This window comes from Rugamonas sp. (assembly GCF_025354735.1).
GTDB lineage: Bacteria > Pseudomonadota > Gammaproteobacteria > Burkholderiales > Burkholderiaceae_D > Rugamonas.
This window is the reverse complement of sequence record NZ_JANXMI010000311.1, coordinates 1-14,547: the sequence shown is the minus strand read 5'-3', so window position 1 is coordinate 14,547 and position 14,547 is coordinate 1. Positions and strand designations below refer to the sequence as shown.

Sequence of the window (14,547 nt, the reverse complement as noted above, 5' to 3'; positions counted from 1 at the left end):
CCGTGGCCCTTGCTGATTTCGATAATTGAGTATCGGATTATTCAGCAATAAAGGGAATTCCTGGCTACGTCACTTTGGGGACGATCAGCGCTCTTTTCGGGACACTCCGGAGGGCCGCAGCAGCACCGGTATCGACTTCGACGTCGGCGTGCCGGCGCCGTCGGCCACGCTGGCCAGCGGCACCAGCGGATTGGTCTCCGGATAATAGGCGCCGAGGCAGCCGCGCGGGATGTCGTATTCGACCAGCATGAAGCCATCGGCGCGGCGCTCGACGTCATCGTCCCACACGCTGACGATGTCGACCCACTCGCCGGCCCGCATGCCCAGCATCGCCAGGTCGTCCCTGTTCGCGAACACCACGCGGCGCATGCCGAACACACCGCGATAGCGGTCGTCCATGCCGTAGATGGTGGTGTTGTACTGGTCGTGCGAGCGGGTCGTCATCATCGTCATCAGCCGCTCGCCGTATTTCGCCCTGGCGCGATGGATGGGCGTGTCCGTGTCGACGGCGCCGACGACGAATTGCGCCTTGCCGGTGCCGGTTTTCCATACACGCTCGCGCGCCGCCACCCTCAGATGAAAGCCGCCCGGCTTGGCCACCCGTGCGTTGAAGTCGTAAAAGTCGTCGAACACCTTGGCGATCGCATCGCGGATGCGCGCGTAATCGGCCGCGTACCAGTTCCAGTCTATCAGCGCGTGGCCCAGCGTCGCTTCTGCCATGCGCGCGACGATGGCCGTCTCCGACAGCAGGCTGGCCGACGCCGGCTGGTTCCTGCCGTACGACAGATGGACCATGCTCATGGAATCCTCCACCGTCACCCCTTGCGCGCCGCCGTCCTGCACATCGATCTCGGTGCGGCCCAGCGTCGGCAGCAGCAGCGCGGCCTTGCCGTGCACCAGATGGCTGCGATTGAGTTTGGTCGCCACGTGCACCGTCAAATCGCAGGAGCGCAGCGCGTCGAAGGTGATCGGCGTGTCCGGCGTGGCCATCGCAAAATTGCCGCCCATGCCGAAGAAGACTTTCACGCGCCGCTCCAGCATCGCCTTCACCGTGTCGACCACGTCGTAGCCGTGCGCGCGCGGCGGCGTGAAACCGAACACTTTTTGCAGCCGGTCGAGGAAGGCCTTGGTCGGCCTTTCCTCGATGCCGACGGTGCGGTCGCCCTGCACATTCGAGTGGCCGCGCACCGGGCACAGTCCCGCACCGAGGCGGCCGATATTCCCGCGCATCATCATCAGATTCGACAGCATCTGTATCGTTTGCACCGCGCCCTTGTGCTGCGTCAGGCCCATGCCCCAGGTGCAGATCACGCGTTCGCCCTTGACGTAAATTTGCGTCAGCTTTTCGATTTCCTCGCGCGCCACGCCCGATTCCTCCACCAGCACCGGCCACGGTTGCGCGCGCAAGTCGGCGGCGAAGGCCTTATAGCCGCTGGTGTGGTCTTCGATGAAGGCGACATCGAGCACGCGCGCCGCGCCGGCCAGTATCGCCGCGTCATCGAGTTCGACGACGCGCTTGGCCAGCGCCTTGATCAGCGCGAAGTCGCCGCTCAATTTCGGCTGCACGAACACGGAGCTGATGGCGGTGCTGGAATTGGTCAGCATTTCAATCGGATGCGAGGGACTGGTGAAGCGTTCCAGCCCGCGCTCGCGCAGCGGATTGATCGAGACGATGGTGGCGCCGCGCCGCGCGCAATCGCGCAGTTCGCCCAGCATGCGCGGGTGGTTGGTGGCCGGATTCTGGCCGAAGATCAGCAGCACGTCCGCATGCTCGAAATCTTCCAGCGTGACCGTGCCCTTGCCGACGCCGACGGTGCCCGGCAGGCCGCGGCTGGTCGGTTCGTGGCACATATTGGAGCAGTCGGGGAAGTTGTTGGTGCCGTAGGCGCGCACGAACAGCTGGAACAAAAACGCCGCCTCGTTGCTGGTGCGGCCGGACGTGTAGAACGCCGCTTCGTTCGGATCGGCCAAGGCGTGCAGGTGGCGCGCGATCAGCGCGAAGGCCTCGTCCCACGCGATGGGCAGATACTTGTCGCTGGCCGCGTCGTAGACCATCGGGTCGGTCAGGCGGCCGTGCTGTTCCAGCTCGTAGTCCGACTGCGCCATCAATGCGGTCACGGTATGCTGCGCGAACAGCTCGGGGCGGGCGCGCTTGCTGGTCGCCTCGGCGGCGACGGCCTTGACGCCGTTCTCGCAGAATTCAAAGGTCGACGCATGCTCGCGGTCCGGCCACGCGCAACCGGGGCAATCGAAGCCGTCCGGCTGGTTTTGCTTCAGCAGCGTTTTGTAATTGCCGCCGCTGACTTTTTCACGTACCAGGTTGATGGCCACCTGTTTCAGCGCGCCCCATCCGGCCGCCGCGTGCTGATAGGGCGCGATCCGACCCCGGCCTCGTTCCGTTTTATCCAAGCGTGTCTCCAATCGTATTTTTGGCCGATGATATCACCGAGCGTGCGCGCCGGTGCTTCGTGATAGCAAAATTCAATTTGCGGCGAGTGGCGGGAGGGCTTATAGTGATTGTACCGATCGGTACAGTCTATGCGAATCGGTACAGACTGTCGCCACCAATCCACCAATCCACCAATCCGCCGAACAAGGAATCAACATGAGCCGTCCGCCGCTGCCACCGTTCACCCGCGCCACCGCGACCGAAAAAGTCCGCCTGGCCGAAGATGGCTGGAACACGCGCAATCCCGAGAAGGTCGCGCTGGCCTATACCGAAGATTGCGTCTGGCGCAACCGCGCCGAATTCGTGCAGGGCCGCGCGGCCATCGTCGGCCTGCTGACGCGCAAATGGACGCGCGAACTGGAATACCGGCTAATCAAGGAGCTGTGGGCGCATGAAGGCAATCGCATCGCCGTGCGCTTCGCCTACGAATACCGCGACGATTCGGGCCAGTGGTATCGCGCCTATGGCAACGAGAACTGGGAATTCGCCGCCGACGGTTTGATGCAGCGCCGCCTGGCCAGCATCAACGAAGCGCCTATCGCCGCCGCCGACCGCAAGTTTTTCTGGGATATGAACGCACCGCGTCCGGCCGATCATGCCGGCTTGAGCGATTTCGGTTTTTAATTTCACCAGCAAGGATAACCATGTCCAGAACCATCGCCGAACGCGCCGATGTGCTGCCGCTGCTGGCCGAAGTATTCCGCGCCCACGGTTACGAGGGCGCCAGCCTGGCCCGCATCTGCGTAGGCACGGGGCTGGGCAAGGGCAGCATCTACCACTTTTTCCCCGGCGGGAAGGAGGAGATGGCCGCCGCCGTGCTCGACGAGATCAGCCTGTGGTTTCATGAGCAGGTGTATGCGCCGCTGCGGGACGGCGAGGGCGACGACGTGCAGCACGGCCTGGACCAGATGTTCCGCGTAGTCGGCCGCTATTTTCAGTCGGGCCGCAAGATCTGCTTGCTGGGCGTGTTCGCGCTGGGCGGCGAACGCGATCGCTTCGCCGTCGCCATCAAACACTATTTTGTCGAGTGGATGAAGGCGCTGGCGGCGGCGCTGGAACGCGGCGGCCGCGATGCGGCGACGGCCGCCGCGCTGGCGCAGCAGGTGGTCGGCGGCATACAGGGCGCGCTGGTGCTGTCGCGCGCCTGCGACAAGCCGGCGCTGTTCACGCATAGTTTGCAGCGGTTGCGCGACGACTTGCGCGATGCCGCCGGCGCGTAAAACGGGGGCGCCTGAATGGGGGCGGTAGCGGATCGCGGCTTATGGCGCTCGCGGCGTGTTGTTTCAGCCAGCGGAAATATTGTTTTGATGGAAAATCTAATTGAAAATCATTCTCATTAAGATTACAATTACGTTTTACTCAATCGCCGCGCCTGTCCCCGTGATGGCCCAGCCCCCGCCAGCAGAAAGAACTGAACATGAATCGTCGTACCCCGATTGCCGCCGCACTGTTGACCATCTTTGCCGCTCCGTTCACCACCTTCGCCGCCGATGCCGTCGATGCCGCGCCGGCCACCACCGTCGCCGCTGCCTCCACCGCCGCCGACCAGACCACGCTGCCGGCCGTGCTCGTCAACGCCGACCGCAACAGTTTCGCGCCGGGCGCGATTTCGCTGAGCAAGCTGCCGGCCGACCTGCATGACGTGGCGCAGTCGGTCACAGTCGTCAACAAGGCGCTGATGCAGTCGCAGGGCGCGATCTCGATGGCCGACGCGCTGCGCAACGTCTCCGGCGTCACGCTGGGTGGCGCCGAGGGCGGTCAGATCGGCAACAACATCAACCTGAACGGCTTCTCGGCCCGCACCGACGTCTACCTCGACGGCTTCCGCGACCGCGCCCAATACTACCGCGACACCTTCGCGCTCGACTCGGTCGAAGTGCTGATGGGCCCATCGTCGATGTTGTTCGGCCGCGGTTCAACGGGCGGCGCCATCAACCAGGTCACCAAGAAACCGCAGCTGAAGGACGTCACCGAAATCGGCACCGCCGTCACCAGCAACGGCCTGGTGCGCGCCACCACCGACGTCAACCGCGCCCTGTCCGACACCTCGGCCGTGCGCGTCGAAGCGATGCTCCAGGACGGCGCCGCCACCACCCGCGACCAGTCCAACCTGGAAGATTTCGGCATCGCCCCGTCGATCAAGTTCGGCATCGGCACGCCGACCGAGATCACCCTGTCGGCGCTGTTGCAGCGCAACCGCGACCAGCCCGACTACGGCCTCGGCCCGCTCAACGGCCACCCGGTCAACGTGCGCCGCGACCAGGCCTACGGCTACACCAACGACCAGACCGAATCCTATATCGGCGCGCTGAACGCGACTGTCGTCCACAAGCTGACGCCGGATGCGACGCTGCGCGACCAGATCCAGTTCAACCACGTGCGCACCCAGGCCGTTGAAAGCTCGCCGCAAACGCTGGGCACCATCAATGCCGCCGGCGCCTTCGTGGCGCTGCCGGTGGCCGGCGTGTCGAACCTGCCGCTGAGCAGCCTGTATGAACGCATCCAGAGCCATGACCGCAACATCAGCGACACCTCGATCTACAACCAGACCGAATTCCTCGACAAGCTGACCACCGGCAGCATCAAGCACGAACTGCTGGCCGGCCTGGAACTGGGCCACGACAGCTACGGCAACCAGGCTTACTACCGCAACGGCAGCTGCAACGGCAAGCCCTTGAACGCGGCCGGCACCACCTCCGGTTACATCTCCTGCGTGCCGGTGCTCAATCCGCGCAACGGCCTGGCGCCGACCTACGCGCCCAGCATGGCCGCGAATCTGGCGGGCGGTTCGGCCAACACGGCGGCGGTCTACCTGAACGACACGATGGCGCTGACGCCGGAATTCAAACTGGCCGGCGGCCTGCGTTATGACCGCTACAACGCCAGCATCACCAACACCTTCAACTCGAAGACCATCGCCGGCAGCACCGCGCTGCCTTACGCCCAGCAGTCGCTCGGCTTCACCAGCGTGCGCCTCGGCGGCATCTGGCAGCCGAACTACGAGCAGTCTTACTACCTGTCGTACGGCACCTCGTTCAATCCGTCGCTGGAACAGCTGACCGGCACCACCGGCCAGCAGAACCTCGATCCGGAAAAGAACCGCTCGTATGAATTGGGCGGCAAGTGGGACGTGGCGCACGACACGCTGGACCTGAGCGCGGCCGTGTTCCAGATCACGAAAGAGAATGCGCGCAGCCTGATTAGCCCCGGCATCTACGAACTCGAAGGCACGGTGCGCGTGAACGGTTTCCGCGCCGGCGCCACCGGCCACGTGACCAAGGCTTTGCAAGTGGCCATCAGCTACAGCTACCTGGACGCGCAGATCACCGGCGCCTCGGCGGCCGACGGCACCCAGGGCAAGACCCCGGCCAACACGCCCAAGCACACGCTGAGCGCCTGGACCACCTATGAACTGAGCCACAACTGGGAAATCGGCGGCGGTCCGGTGATGATGTCGCAGCGCTACGCGGCCAACACCAATGCGGTGCAGGTTTCCGGTTATGCGCGCTGGGACGCTACCATCGCCTACAAGCAGCCCAAGTACGACATCCGCCTGAACGTCTTCAACCTGGCCGACAAGATGTATTACGATGCGCTGATCCCGTCCGACGGCGGCCGTTCGGTGCCCGGCATCGGTCGTTCGGCCATGCTGTCGTTCAACTACCATATGTAATCAGGAGCGCGCGTTTTATGCTGGTGAAGGTTCCGAATGTGCTCGATGCACAGCAACTGGCCGCTGTGCGCGCGCTGCTCGATCAGGGCCGCGACGCCTGGGTGGACGGCCGCGTCACGGCCGGCTACCAGGGCGCGCCGGTCAAGTTCAACCAGCAGATCGACGAGCGCTCGGAAGTGGCGCACCGCTGCCAGGATATTATTCTGTCGGCGCTGGAACGCCACCCGCTGTTCATCAGCGCGGCGCTGCCGAACGTGGTGTATCCGCCGATGTTCAACCGCTACGGCGAGGGCATGGCCTTCGGCGCGCATGTCGATGGCAGCGTGCGTATCCATCCGCACACCGGCAACAAGCTGCGCACCGATTTATCGGCCACGCTGTTTTTGGCGCAGCCGGACGAGTACGACGGCGGCGAGCTGACGGTGGAAGACACCTATGGCGCGCACGCGGTCAAGCTGGCGGCCGGCGACATGGTGCTGTATCCGGCCACCAGTTTGCATCGGGTGACGCCGGTGACGCGCGGCGTGCGGTTGGCCTGCTTTTTCTGGATACAGAGTCTGATCCGCGATGACCAGCAGCGCAGCATGCTGTTCGATATGGACAGCGCGATCCAGATCCTGAACCAGACCAAGGCCGACGACCTCGCGCGGCGCAAACTGGTGGGCTGTTATCACAATCTGATGCGGCAGTGGAGCGAGACGTGAGCTTTGATGCGACGGTAGCGACGCAGTAGTGAAGCGGCAATGCCGGCCTGAAGCCGGCATTTTTTATGGCGCCGATGAAGCTCGCGGCCCGAAGTCCGCCGCCGTCAAAGTCCACCGTCCCCCGTCCCCCGCCACGGATTTCTCAAGCTTCAATCCGCAATCGCGGGCTGGGGCTGCGGGCCATCTGGCGCGCTTGCTGCTGCGTGCCGCGGCGCGGCGCGGCCAGCGCCGGCTGGTTGCTCAACTTGAACACCTGCACCGCTTCGCTCAAATGCGCGGCCTGCTGTTGCAGGCTGCCGGCGGCGGCGGCCGCCTGTTCCACCAGCGCCGCGTTCTGCTGCGTGACGGCGTCCATCTGCGAAACGGCGTTGTTGATTTGCTCGATGCCCTGGGTCTGCTCGCGCGTGGCCGAGCTGATTTCAGCCATGATGTCGCTGACCCGCCGCACACTTTCCACGATCTCGCTCATGGTGCTGCCGGCCTGTCCCACCAGCTTGTTGCCGATGCTGACCTGGCCGACCGAGTCGTCGATCAACAGCTTGATTTCCTTGGCCGCGCTGGCCGAGCGCTGCGCCAGGTTGCGCACTTCCGAGGCGACGACGGCGAAGCCGCGTCCCTGCTCGCCGGCGCGCGCCGCTTCGACCGCCGCGTTCAGCGCCAGGATATTGGTCTGGAAGGCGATGCCGTCGATGACGCCGATGATGTCGGCGATCTTGCGCGACGAATCGTGGATCGATTCCATCGTCGTCACCACCTGGCTGACCACATCGCCGCCCTTGGCCGCCACGTCCGACGCGGTGGCCGCCAGCTGGTTGGCCTGGTGCGCGTTGTCGGCGTTGTGCTTGACGGTGGACGTCAGTTCCTCCATCGACGACGCGGTTTCTTCGAGCGAGCTCGCTTGCTGTTCGGTGCGGGCCGACAGGTCCAGGTTGCCGGTGGCGATTTCGTCGCAGGCGGTGGCGATTTCGTCGGTGCTGGTGCGGACCTGGCCGACGATGCGCAGCAGGTTGCCGTTCATTTCGCGCAGCGCCTGCATCAGCTGGCCCGTTTCATCTTTCGAGTCGACCCGGATGTCGGCCGTCAAGTCGCCGTTGGCCACTTGCATGGCGACGCTGACGGCGCTGCGCAGCGGCTGCGAAATGATGCGCGCCACCGCCATCGCCAGCGCCAGGCCGACCACGATGCCGGCCACCAGCAGGATCACGGTCCACATGCGCGAGTTGCCGTAGATGGCGGCGGCGCTGTGGCTGGACAGTTCGGCGCCGTCGAGGTTGACCTTGGCCAGCGTGTCGATCTGGGCGCTCATCTGATTGACCAGCGCGGCCGAATCGCCCAGCAGCAGGGCCTTGGCCTCGTCGCGGTTGTCCTGGGCGATGGTCGCCATGTATTTGTTGTGGAGCACCAGATAGCGCTCGAACACTTGCAGGAATTCGGGGTGGACGCGCTTTTCCTCGGGCTCCGAGATCAGCGTGATATAGGTCGCATCGTCGGTCTTTAACTGGGCCAGCGCCTCGTCCACGCGCTTGTTGTAGCCGGCCTTTTCCTCCGGCGTGGTGGCCACGTAATACGCCAGCTCGGCGCGCCGCAGCGCCTGCAGATCGTATTTGACGACCATCACCGCGCGCACGCTGGGCAGCCAGTTGTCGGCCAGGTCGACCGTCGAGGCGTTGATGGTGCCCATGTTGAAGATGGAGACGACGCCGATGGCGAGCATCAGACCGAGCACCATGACAAACGACAGCAGCAGCTTGGTGGCGATCTTCAGATCATAAAACCATTTCATGATGTGTTCCTTTGCGTGCCTGTAGCGGGACAAAAGAGAGCGGGGCGGCGCAGCTGACTGCGGACCGCTGCGGGGCGGGCTGGCATGAGGCGGCGGCGCGTGTGGAGTCGGCCGGCGATGGCTGCGCTTCAAGTATAGTGAATATCGATGGAAATGAAGCAATTATTTTGTTGCAACAATGCACCACCGGGCGCCGGCGTGGCCGGCAAGGCGTGGCAGGCAAAACAAGGGACTAAGGGGCGCCGGATACCGCATGCCCGGCGCCTGGCATGGCAAGGTCAGCTGTGCTGCTCAGTGCATGGAAGCGGTCGACAAGTCTTTCAATTCCTTGATGCTGAGGTCGGATTTTTCATGCATCCTCAGTAAAATCGTCGCGCCGACAGCCAGCTTGCGGTGTCGGATCTTGCTGATGATGGGCGGTTGTACCTCCAGCACGCGGCACAATTCGGCATCATTTTTCAGGTTCATCTTTTCGATGAGGGTATCGAGCAGCTTATTGGGAACAAAGCTGGATGGTTCCAAAGCCCGAGCTCGATTCATGGCTTCAATCAGTTCCAGCTTCTTTTGCCTGACGTTCATTTTGCTCCTCCTTTTTGCTCAAAAACGGTGGATGGGTGGCGTCTCCCGGCTGGTCTGCGCTGCCATACAGCATTGCACTGTTATGGTGCGCACATCAATACTATTAATAACCAAGCAAGTTATTTTTAATAATACTACTTTGGCAAAATCTTAGGCGAGTTTGATAAAAAAATTACCTTGTTCTTTGCGCAAACGGGTTGACTATTGTTGTTTCTTTCAACCCACTCTTACTTAAGATCAGGGTCTTGTCGGCCATTTCGGCAGAGGCCGTCGAATGGGTCACCATAATGGCGCAGGCGCCCGTGGCTTTGATCTCGGCGCGCAGCAGCGTCAGGATGTCGTGCGCGGTGTCCGGGTCGAGGTTGCCGGTCGGTTCGTCGGCCAGCACCAGCGCCGGCCGGTGCACCAGCGCGCGGGCGATGGCCACGCGCTGCATCTCGCCGCCGGACAACTGGTGCGGGAAATCGGCGCCGCGGCCGCCCAGGCCGACGGCGGCCAGCATCTCGCCGGCGCGGTGCTGGGGCAGGCCGTTCAGCAGCAGCGGCAAGGCCACGTTTTGCAGCAGCGTCAGATGGGGCAGCACGTGGAAGGCCTGGAAGATGAAGCCCATGCGCTGGCGCCGCAGCCGGGTGGCGGCGTCGTCGTCGAGGCCGGACATGGCCACGCCGTCGACCAGGATGGGCGCCTCGGCGCCGGGGTCCGGCGTGTCGAGGCCGGCGATCAGGTTCAGCAGCGTCGACTTGCCGACGCCCGAGTCGCCCATGACGGCGACGAATTCGCCGGCCTTGAAGGTCCACGACAGGCCGGCCAGCACCGGATGGCCGCTGGCATAGGATTTGGACAGGTGGCGCAGTTCGAGCATGGCGGCTTTCGGTGATGATTTATGATTTATAACGTTTATATGGTTTATAACGTTTATAAAGTAATCGCCGCCGCGCCCGTGGGCGGCCCGGCGGCTTAGCGCGTCAGCAGGCGGCGCAGGCCGAAGCTGATCGCGTCCACCAGCGCCACCATCAGCAGCATGGCGACGATGACGGTGGCGGCCTGCTGCATCTGGAACAGCGACAGATGATATTTCAGCATCTGCCCCAGTCCACCGGCGCCGACCACGCCGAGGATGGCGGCGGCGCGGATATTGTTCTCCCAGCGGTACAGCGTGTACGACATCATCTGCGGCAGCGTTTGCGGCAGCGTGGCGTAAAAGAAGGCCGCCAGCGCCGGGGCGCCGTTGGTGCGCAGGCTTTGCTCGGGCAGCGGCGCGGCGTTTTCCAGCGAGTCCGAGAACAGCCGTCCCAGCACGCCGGAGGTGTGCGCGGCCAGCGCCAGCGTGCCGCCGAACGGTCCCAGGCCGACGGCGATCAGCGTCACCGACGCCCACACCAGCTCCGGGATCGAGCGCAGCACATTGAGCACGCCGCGCACCACGGCGCGCGGCGCGCGGCCCCAGCGTCCGGCGCCCGGCAGGGCCAGCGCGAGGCCGACGGCGACGGCGATGATGGTGCCGAGCGCCGACATGGCCAGCGTCTCGGCGGCGGCGATGCCGGTCTTGACGAGGAAGGGCGTCGACAAATCGGGCGGCGCGAAACCGGCCAGGAATTCGGCCATGTTCTTGATCGATTCGAGCGTGAAGAAATCTCTCCACGGTAGCGGCAGCGTGGCGAAACTGGCGACCACCAGCAACAGCAGCAGGGCGAACAGCACCAGCGTGCCCCACGAGCGGGCCGGGGGCGGCGGCATGCCGGCGGCGGTGGTGGTAGGGATGATGGTAGTGCTCATCATGCGAGCCGCTTTCTCAGCATCTTCGATACAAAATCGGCCACCAGCACCAGCAGCACGAACACGATCAGCATGCTCGATACTTCGCCGCCGTCCATATTGCGCAGCGATTCATCCATGCGCTGACCGAGGCCGCCGGCGCCGACGAAGCCCATCACCACCGAGCCGCGGATCGCGCACTCCCAGCGATAGGCCGTGTACGACACCAGCTCCGACGCCGCCTCCGGCAGCGCGCCGTAGAGCAGCGCCGTGAGGCGGCTGGCGCCGTTGGCCAGCAGCGTGTCGCTGGCGTGGGCGTCGGACGATTCGAGAATTTCGGCGTAGACCTTGCCCAGCATGCCGCAGTAGGCGAGGGCGATGGCCAGCACGCCGGCGGCCGGACCGAGGCCGATGATACGCACCAGCAGCAGCGCCCACACCAGTTCCGGCACGCTGCGCAACAGCACCAGCAGCCAGCGCACGCACTGGCGCACGGCGGCGGCGACGGCGCGCATGCGGCCGGTGCCGAGGCGCGAAATCGACAGCCGCTCGGTGACGATCAGCGTGGCGGGAATCGCGCCGATCAGGGCCAGCGTCAGCCCGGCGGTGGCGATGGCGACGGTCTGCCACGTTTCGCGCAGCAGCAGCGCGAGGAAATCGGACGAATGCGCGGGCGGCACGAAGCCGGCCAAAAACTGGCCGGTGCTGGCCAGGCTTTGCCGGTCGAACAGCAGCCACGGTTTGAATTCGCTGGCCACCAGCATGGGCCACAGCACCAGCGCGGCCAGCGCCGTCAGCGTCAGGCGGCCGCGCCAGGCGGGATCGGCCCGCAGCGCGGGCGGCAAATCGGCAAGGGTGGCGCGCATGTCAGTGGCACACGCCGACATGGATGACCGCTGCGGCGATGGCGTCCGGCGGCGGCGGCGACGCCGCCTGCTCGCCCTGGTACAGCGCGGCGATCATCGCCGGCGTGACCTGTTCGCGCGGCAGGTCGAACACCACGCGCCCATCCTTGAGCGCGACGATGCGCGGAAAATGGGCCAGCGCCAGATCGACCTGGTGCAGGCTGCACACCAGCGTCGCGCCGCGTTGGCGGGCCTCGTCGCGCAGCGCCGTCAGGGTCAGTTCGGACAGCGCCGGATCGAGCGCCGACAGCGGCTCGTCGACCAGCAGCGACTGCGCCGACGACAGCATCAGCCGCGCCAGGCCGCAGCGCTGACGCTCGCCGCCGGACAGGCGGTCGACCCGCGCATACAGTTTGCCACCGAGGTTGAAGCGCTCCAGCGCCCGGTAGGCGGCGGCCGGATCGGCCGGTTTGAACAGCGACACCAGGGCGCGCCACAGGCTCCAGTGCGGCAGCCGCGCCGCCAGCACCGCCGTCACCACGCGCTGGCGCGGCGGCAGCGGCGGCGTTTGCGGCGCCAGGAACAGGCGCGCGCGCAGGTGGTGGCGCGCGTTTTCGGACAGCGCCCACGGATCGGCGCCGAACACGCGCAGTTCGCCGGAAGCGGGGCGGTGGGCGCAGGCCAGCGTCGCCAGCAGGGTGGTCTTGCCGGCGCCGGAAGGGCCGATCAGGGCCAGCTGCTCGCCGGCCTCGATGCGCAGGTCGAGGTCATGCAACGCCGGCGCATGGTCGGCCGCGGCGGCCAGATGGCGCACCGTCAGGCCGCGCAGGCTGTAGCTCGCTTCCGCGCGCGCGCTGGCGGCGGCCGGCGCGGCCTGGCCGGCCGGCATGGAATTGCGATTAACGGACATCGATTATTTTTTCAACAGGCCCGCGTTTTGCGCGGCGGCTTCGATGGCGACATAGTTTTCAGCCTTGGTCGGGATGAACTTGACGGTGCGTTGCAGGTCGAGGATGGCCTTGTCCTGCGGGTTCTTGGCATCGAGGGCGAGGAAGGCGTCGCTGATTTTTTTCTTCAGGTCCGCGTTCATGTCGGTGCGCACGCTCCAGTTGTAATCGAAGTAGCCGGGCGTGGTGTAGAACACGCGCACCACGGCCGGATCGACCTTGTGCTCGGCGACCAGCTTGTCCCACACCGAGATATTGAGCGCGCCGGCATCGACCTTGCCGCCGGCGACGGCGGCCACGGTGGCGTCATGCGCGCCGGAGAAGGCGATGCGCTTCATGTCGGCGTCCGGATTGACGTGGGCCGCCAGCAGGAAGGAGCGCGGCATCAGGTGGCCCGAGGTCGACGACTCGGAGCCAAAGCTGAAGGTCTTGCCCTTCAAGTCTTCGAGCTTGTTGATGTCCTTGCGGGTGGTGATGAAGACGGAGTGGAATTCCGCGTCCTCGGTGCGCTGGACCAGCGGCGTGATCTGGTTGTGGCTGCGGTCATTGGCCTGCACGAAGGTGAAGCCGCCGAACCACACCATGTCGACCTTGTGGTTGATGAGCGCTTCGACCGAGGCGGCGTAGTCGGTGACGGGCGTGAATTCGACCTTCATGCCGATTTTCTTTTCCAGGTATTCGCCCAGCGGCTTGAACTTGCGCTGCAATTCGGTCGGCGCCTCGTCGGGTATGGCCGACACGCGGAACACCTGCTGGGCCTGGGCCGGCGCGTGGGCGGCCAGCAGCAGGCCGGCGGTGGCGGCGGCGGTCAACAGCGTTTTCAGGGTGCGCATAGGGGAAGTTTTCATCGTGGGCCTGACCTTTAAATTGGATTTATTTGTAAGTTTGCGTGGTTTGCGGCGACCAAGGCAGGCGCCGCGTTGAAATTCCAGCGCGGCGCTTGAGATGGGATATTCAGCTATCATAACAAAATTGTTATCCGCAGGACGGGGCGACCCTCTGCTGGCAGCGGGGCGCCGGCGCTGCGGCGCTGCTGTTTTCAGCTGATTCCGGCGTTTTTTTTACCTTTCTTCACCGATAAGACAGGGTTTTTTTATGCATATGTCCCGCTCCTCCGCCATCCGCGTGGTGTCGTCCGAAGCCCCCGCGCCGGCCGCCTGCGCGCCGCACGAAGCCCACGGCAGCGCCGCCGTCATCGCTGAAATCAGCGCCGGTTTGCTGGCGGCCGACGCGCAAACGTCTCCCAAATACCTGTACGACAGCCTGGGCTCGAAACTGTTCGAGGCCATATGCGAGCTGCCCGAATATTATCCGACCCGCACCGAGGCCGCCATCTTCGCCCGCCACGGCGCCGACATCGCCGCCGACATCGGGCCGGGCAGCGTCATGGTCGACCTGGGCGCCGGCAACTGCGCCAAGGCCGCCAGCCTGTTCCCGCTGCTGCAACCGGCCCAATACGTCCCGGTCGACATCTCGCGCGACTTCCTGGTCGATGCCGTCAACCGCCTGCAACAGCGCTTCCCGCACATCGAGATGACGGCGCTGGGGCTGGACTTTTCCAGCGGCTTCGAGCTGCCGGCCAGCGTGCACGGCAAGCGCCGCCTGTTCTTCTATCCCGGCTCCTCGATCGGCAATTTCGAGCTGCATGAGGCCATCGCCTTCTTGCGCGGCCTGCGCGTCAACGCCGGCGCCGACGGCGGCCTGCTGATCGGCGTCGACCTTATCAAGGACAGCGCCGTCCTCGACGCGGCCTACGACGATGGCCTGGGCGTGACGGCGGCCTTCAACCTGAACCTGCTGCGCCACGTGAAC

Annotated in this window: 13 protein-coding genes; 5 read left to right on the top strand and 8 right to left on the bottom strand. The window is 64.9% G+C overall.

Annotation, left to right across the window (positions count from 1 at the left end; translation table 11 throughout):
* Window positions 1-84 precede the first annotated feature (84 nt).
* Window positions 85-2,409, bottom strand: coding sequence for an FdhF/YdeP family oxidoreductase (locus tag Q0S71_RS25615; RefSeq protein WP_296002011.1), 2,325 nt, complete (start codon window positions 2,407-2,409; stop codon window positions 85-87).
* 196 nt (window positions 2,410-2,605) lie between these two features.
* On the opposite strand from Q0S71_RS25615, the gene Q0S71_RS25610 reads away from it, so the two are divergent.
* The 4 genes from Q0S71_RS25610 to Q0S71_RS25595 all read left to right on the top strand — a co-directional run bounded on the left by Q0S71_RS25610 (window position 2,606) and on the right by Q0S71_RS25595 (window position 6,826).
* Window positions 2,606-3,073, top strand: coding sequence for a nuclear transport factor 2 family protein (locus tag Q0S71_RS25610; protein WP_296002010.1), 468 nt, complete (start codon window positions 2,606-2,608; stop codon window positions 3,071-3,073).
* 20 nt (window positions 3,074-3,093) lie between these two features.
* Window positions 3,094-3,669: a TetR/AcrR family transcriptional regulator gene (locus Q0S71_RS25605; protein WP_296002008.1), complete on the top strand. Its 576-nt coding sequence runs from the start codon at window positions 3,094-3,096 to the stop codon at window positions 3,667-3,669.
* 197 nt (window positions 3,670-3,866) lie between these two features.
* Window positions 3,867-6,122, top strand: a complete 2,256-nt coding sequence (locus Q0S71_RS25600; protein WP_296002006.1) for a TonB-dependent siderophore receptor — start codon at window positions 3,867-3,869, stop codon at window positions 6,120-6,122.
* Window positions 6,123-6,139: 17 nt separating this feature from the next.
* Window positions 6,140-6,826: a Fe2+-dependent dioxygenase gene (locus Q0S71_RS25595; RefSeq protein ID WP_296002004.1), complete on the top strand. Its 687-nt coding sequence runs from the start codon at window positions 6,140-6,142 to the stop codon at window positions 6,824-6,826.
* A gap of 142 nt (window positions 6,827-6,968) precedes the next feature.
* Here the strand turns inward: Q0S71_RS25595 and Q0S71_RS25590 are convergent, their stop codons facing one another.
* The 7 genes from Q0S71_RS25590 to Q0S71_RS25560 form a co-directional block, all read right to left on the bottom strand.
* A complete protein-coding gene (locus tag Q0S71_RS25590) occupies window positions 6,969-8,609 on the bottom strand; it encodes a methyl-accepting chemotaxis protein (protein WP_296002002.1) in 1,641 nt (546 codons plus the stop codon).
* Between the two features lie 291 nt (window positions 8,610-8,900).
* Window positions 8,901-9,188 carry a hypothetical protein gene (locus Q0S71_RS25585; RefSeq protein WP_093390804.1) on the bottom strand — a complete coding sequence of 96 codons (288 nt, stop codon included), beginning with the start codon at window positions 9,186-9,188 and terminating at the stop codon, window positions 8,901-8,903.
* A 172-nt stretch (window positions 9,189-9,360) separates the two neighbouring features.
* Window positions 9,361-10,050 (bottom strand): ABC transporter ATP-binding protein, encoded by a 690-nt coding sequence (locus tag Q0S71_RS25580; protein ID WP_296001994.1) that lies wholly within the window; start codon window positions 10,048-10,050, stop codon window positions 9,361-9,363.
* A 95-nt stretch (window positions 10,051-10,145) separates the two neighbouring features.
* Window positions 10,146-10,925, bottom strand: coding sequence for a phosphonate ABC transporter, permease protein PhnE (gene phnE, locus Q0S71_RS25575; RefSeq protein WP_296002077.1), 780 nt, complete (start codon window positions 10,923-10,925; stop codon window positions 10,146-10,148).
* 38 nt (window positions 10,926-10,963) lie between these two features.
* Window positions 10,964-11,809: an ABC transporter permease gene (locus Q0S71_RS25570; RefSeq protein WP_296001992.1), complete on the bottom strand. Its 846-nt coding sequence runs from the start codon at window positions 11,807-11,809 to the stop codon at window positions 10,964-10,966.
* 1 nt (window position 11,810) lies between these two features.
* Window positions 11,811-12,677 carry a phosphonate ABC transporter ATP-binding protein gene (locus Q0S71_RS25565; protein ID WP_296002076.1) on the bottom strand — a complete coding sequence of 289 codons (867 nt, stop codon included), beginning with the start codon at window positions 12,675-12,677 and terminating at the stop codon, window positions 11,811-11,813.
* A gap of 24 nt (window positions 12,678-12,701) precedes the next feature.
* Window positions 12,702-13,583 (bottom strand): putative selenate ABC transporter substrate-binding protein, encoded by an 882-nt coding sequence (locus Q0S71_RS25560; protein WP_296001989.1) that lies wholly within the window; start codon window positions 13,581-13,583, stop codon window positions 12,702-12,704.
* 247 nt (window positions 13,584-13,830) lie between these two features.
* Here Q0S71_RS25560 and Q0S71_RS25555 point away from each other — a divergent pair.
* A partial coding sequence (locus tag Q0S71_RS25555) for an L-histidine N(alpha)-methyltransferase (protein ID WP_296001986.1) occupies window positions 13,831-14,547 on the top strand: 717 nt, incomplete at its 3' end.

Bases quoted from the DNA above. Each gene is read 5' to 3' on its own strand.
- Q0S71_RS25560 (WP_296001989.1), bottom strand. From the start codon at position 13,583: ATGAAAACTTCCCCTATGCGCACCCTGAAAACGCTGTTGACCGCCGCC.
- Q0S71_RS25590 (WP_296002002.1), bottom strand. From the start codon at position 8,609: ATGAAATGGTTTTATGATCTGAAGATCGCCACCAAGCTGCTGCTGTCG.
- Q0S71_RS25610 (WP_296002010.1), top strand. From the start codon at position 2,606: ATGAGCCGTCCGCCGCTGCCACCGTTCACCCGCGCCACCGCGACCGAA.
- Q0S71_RS25605 (WP_296002008.1), top strand. From the start codon at position 3,094: ATGTCCAGAACCATCGCCGAACGCGCCGATGTGCTGCCGCTGCTGGCC.
- Q0S71_RS25580 (WP_296001994.1), bottom strand. From the start codon at position 10,050: ATGCTCGAACTGCGCCACCTGTCCAAATCCTATGCCAGCGGCCATCCG.
- Q0S71_RS25565 (WP_296002076.1), bottom strand. From the start codon at position 12,677: ATGCCGGCCGGCCAGGCCGCGCCGGCCGCCGCCAGCGCGCGCGCGGAA.
- Q0S71_RS25595 (WP_296002004.1), top strand. From the start codon at position 6,140: ATGCTGGTGAAGGTTCCGAATGTGCTCGATGCACAGCAACTGGCCGCT.
- phnE (WP_296002077.1), bottom strand. From the start codon at position 10,925: ATGCCGCCGCCCCCGGCCCGCTCGTGGGGCACGCTGGTGCTGTTCGCC.
- Q0S71_RS25600 (WP_296002006.1), top strand. From the start codon at position 3,867: ATGAATCGTCGTACCCCGATTGCCGCCGCACTGTTGACCATCTTTGCC.
- Q0S71_RS25585 (WP_093390804.1), bottom strand. From the start codon at position 9,188: ATGAACGTCAGGCAAAAGAAGCTGGAACTGATTGAAGCCATGAATCGA.
- Q0S71_RS25570 (WP_296001992.1), bottom strand. From the start codon at position 11,809: ATGCGCGCCACCCTTGCCGATTTGCCGCCCGCGCTGCGGGCCGATCCC.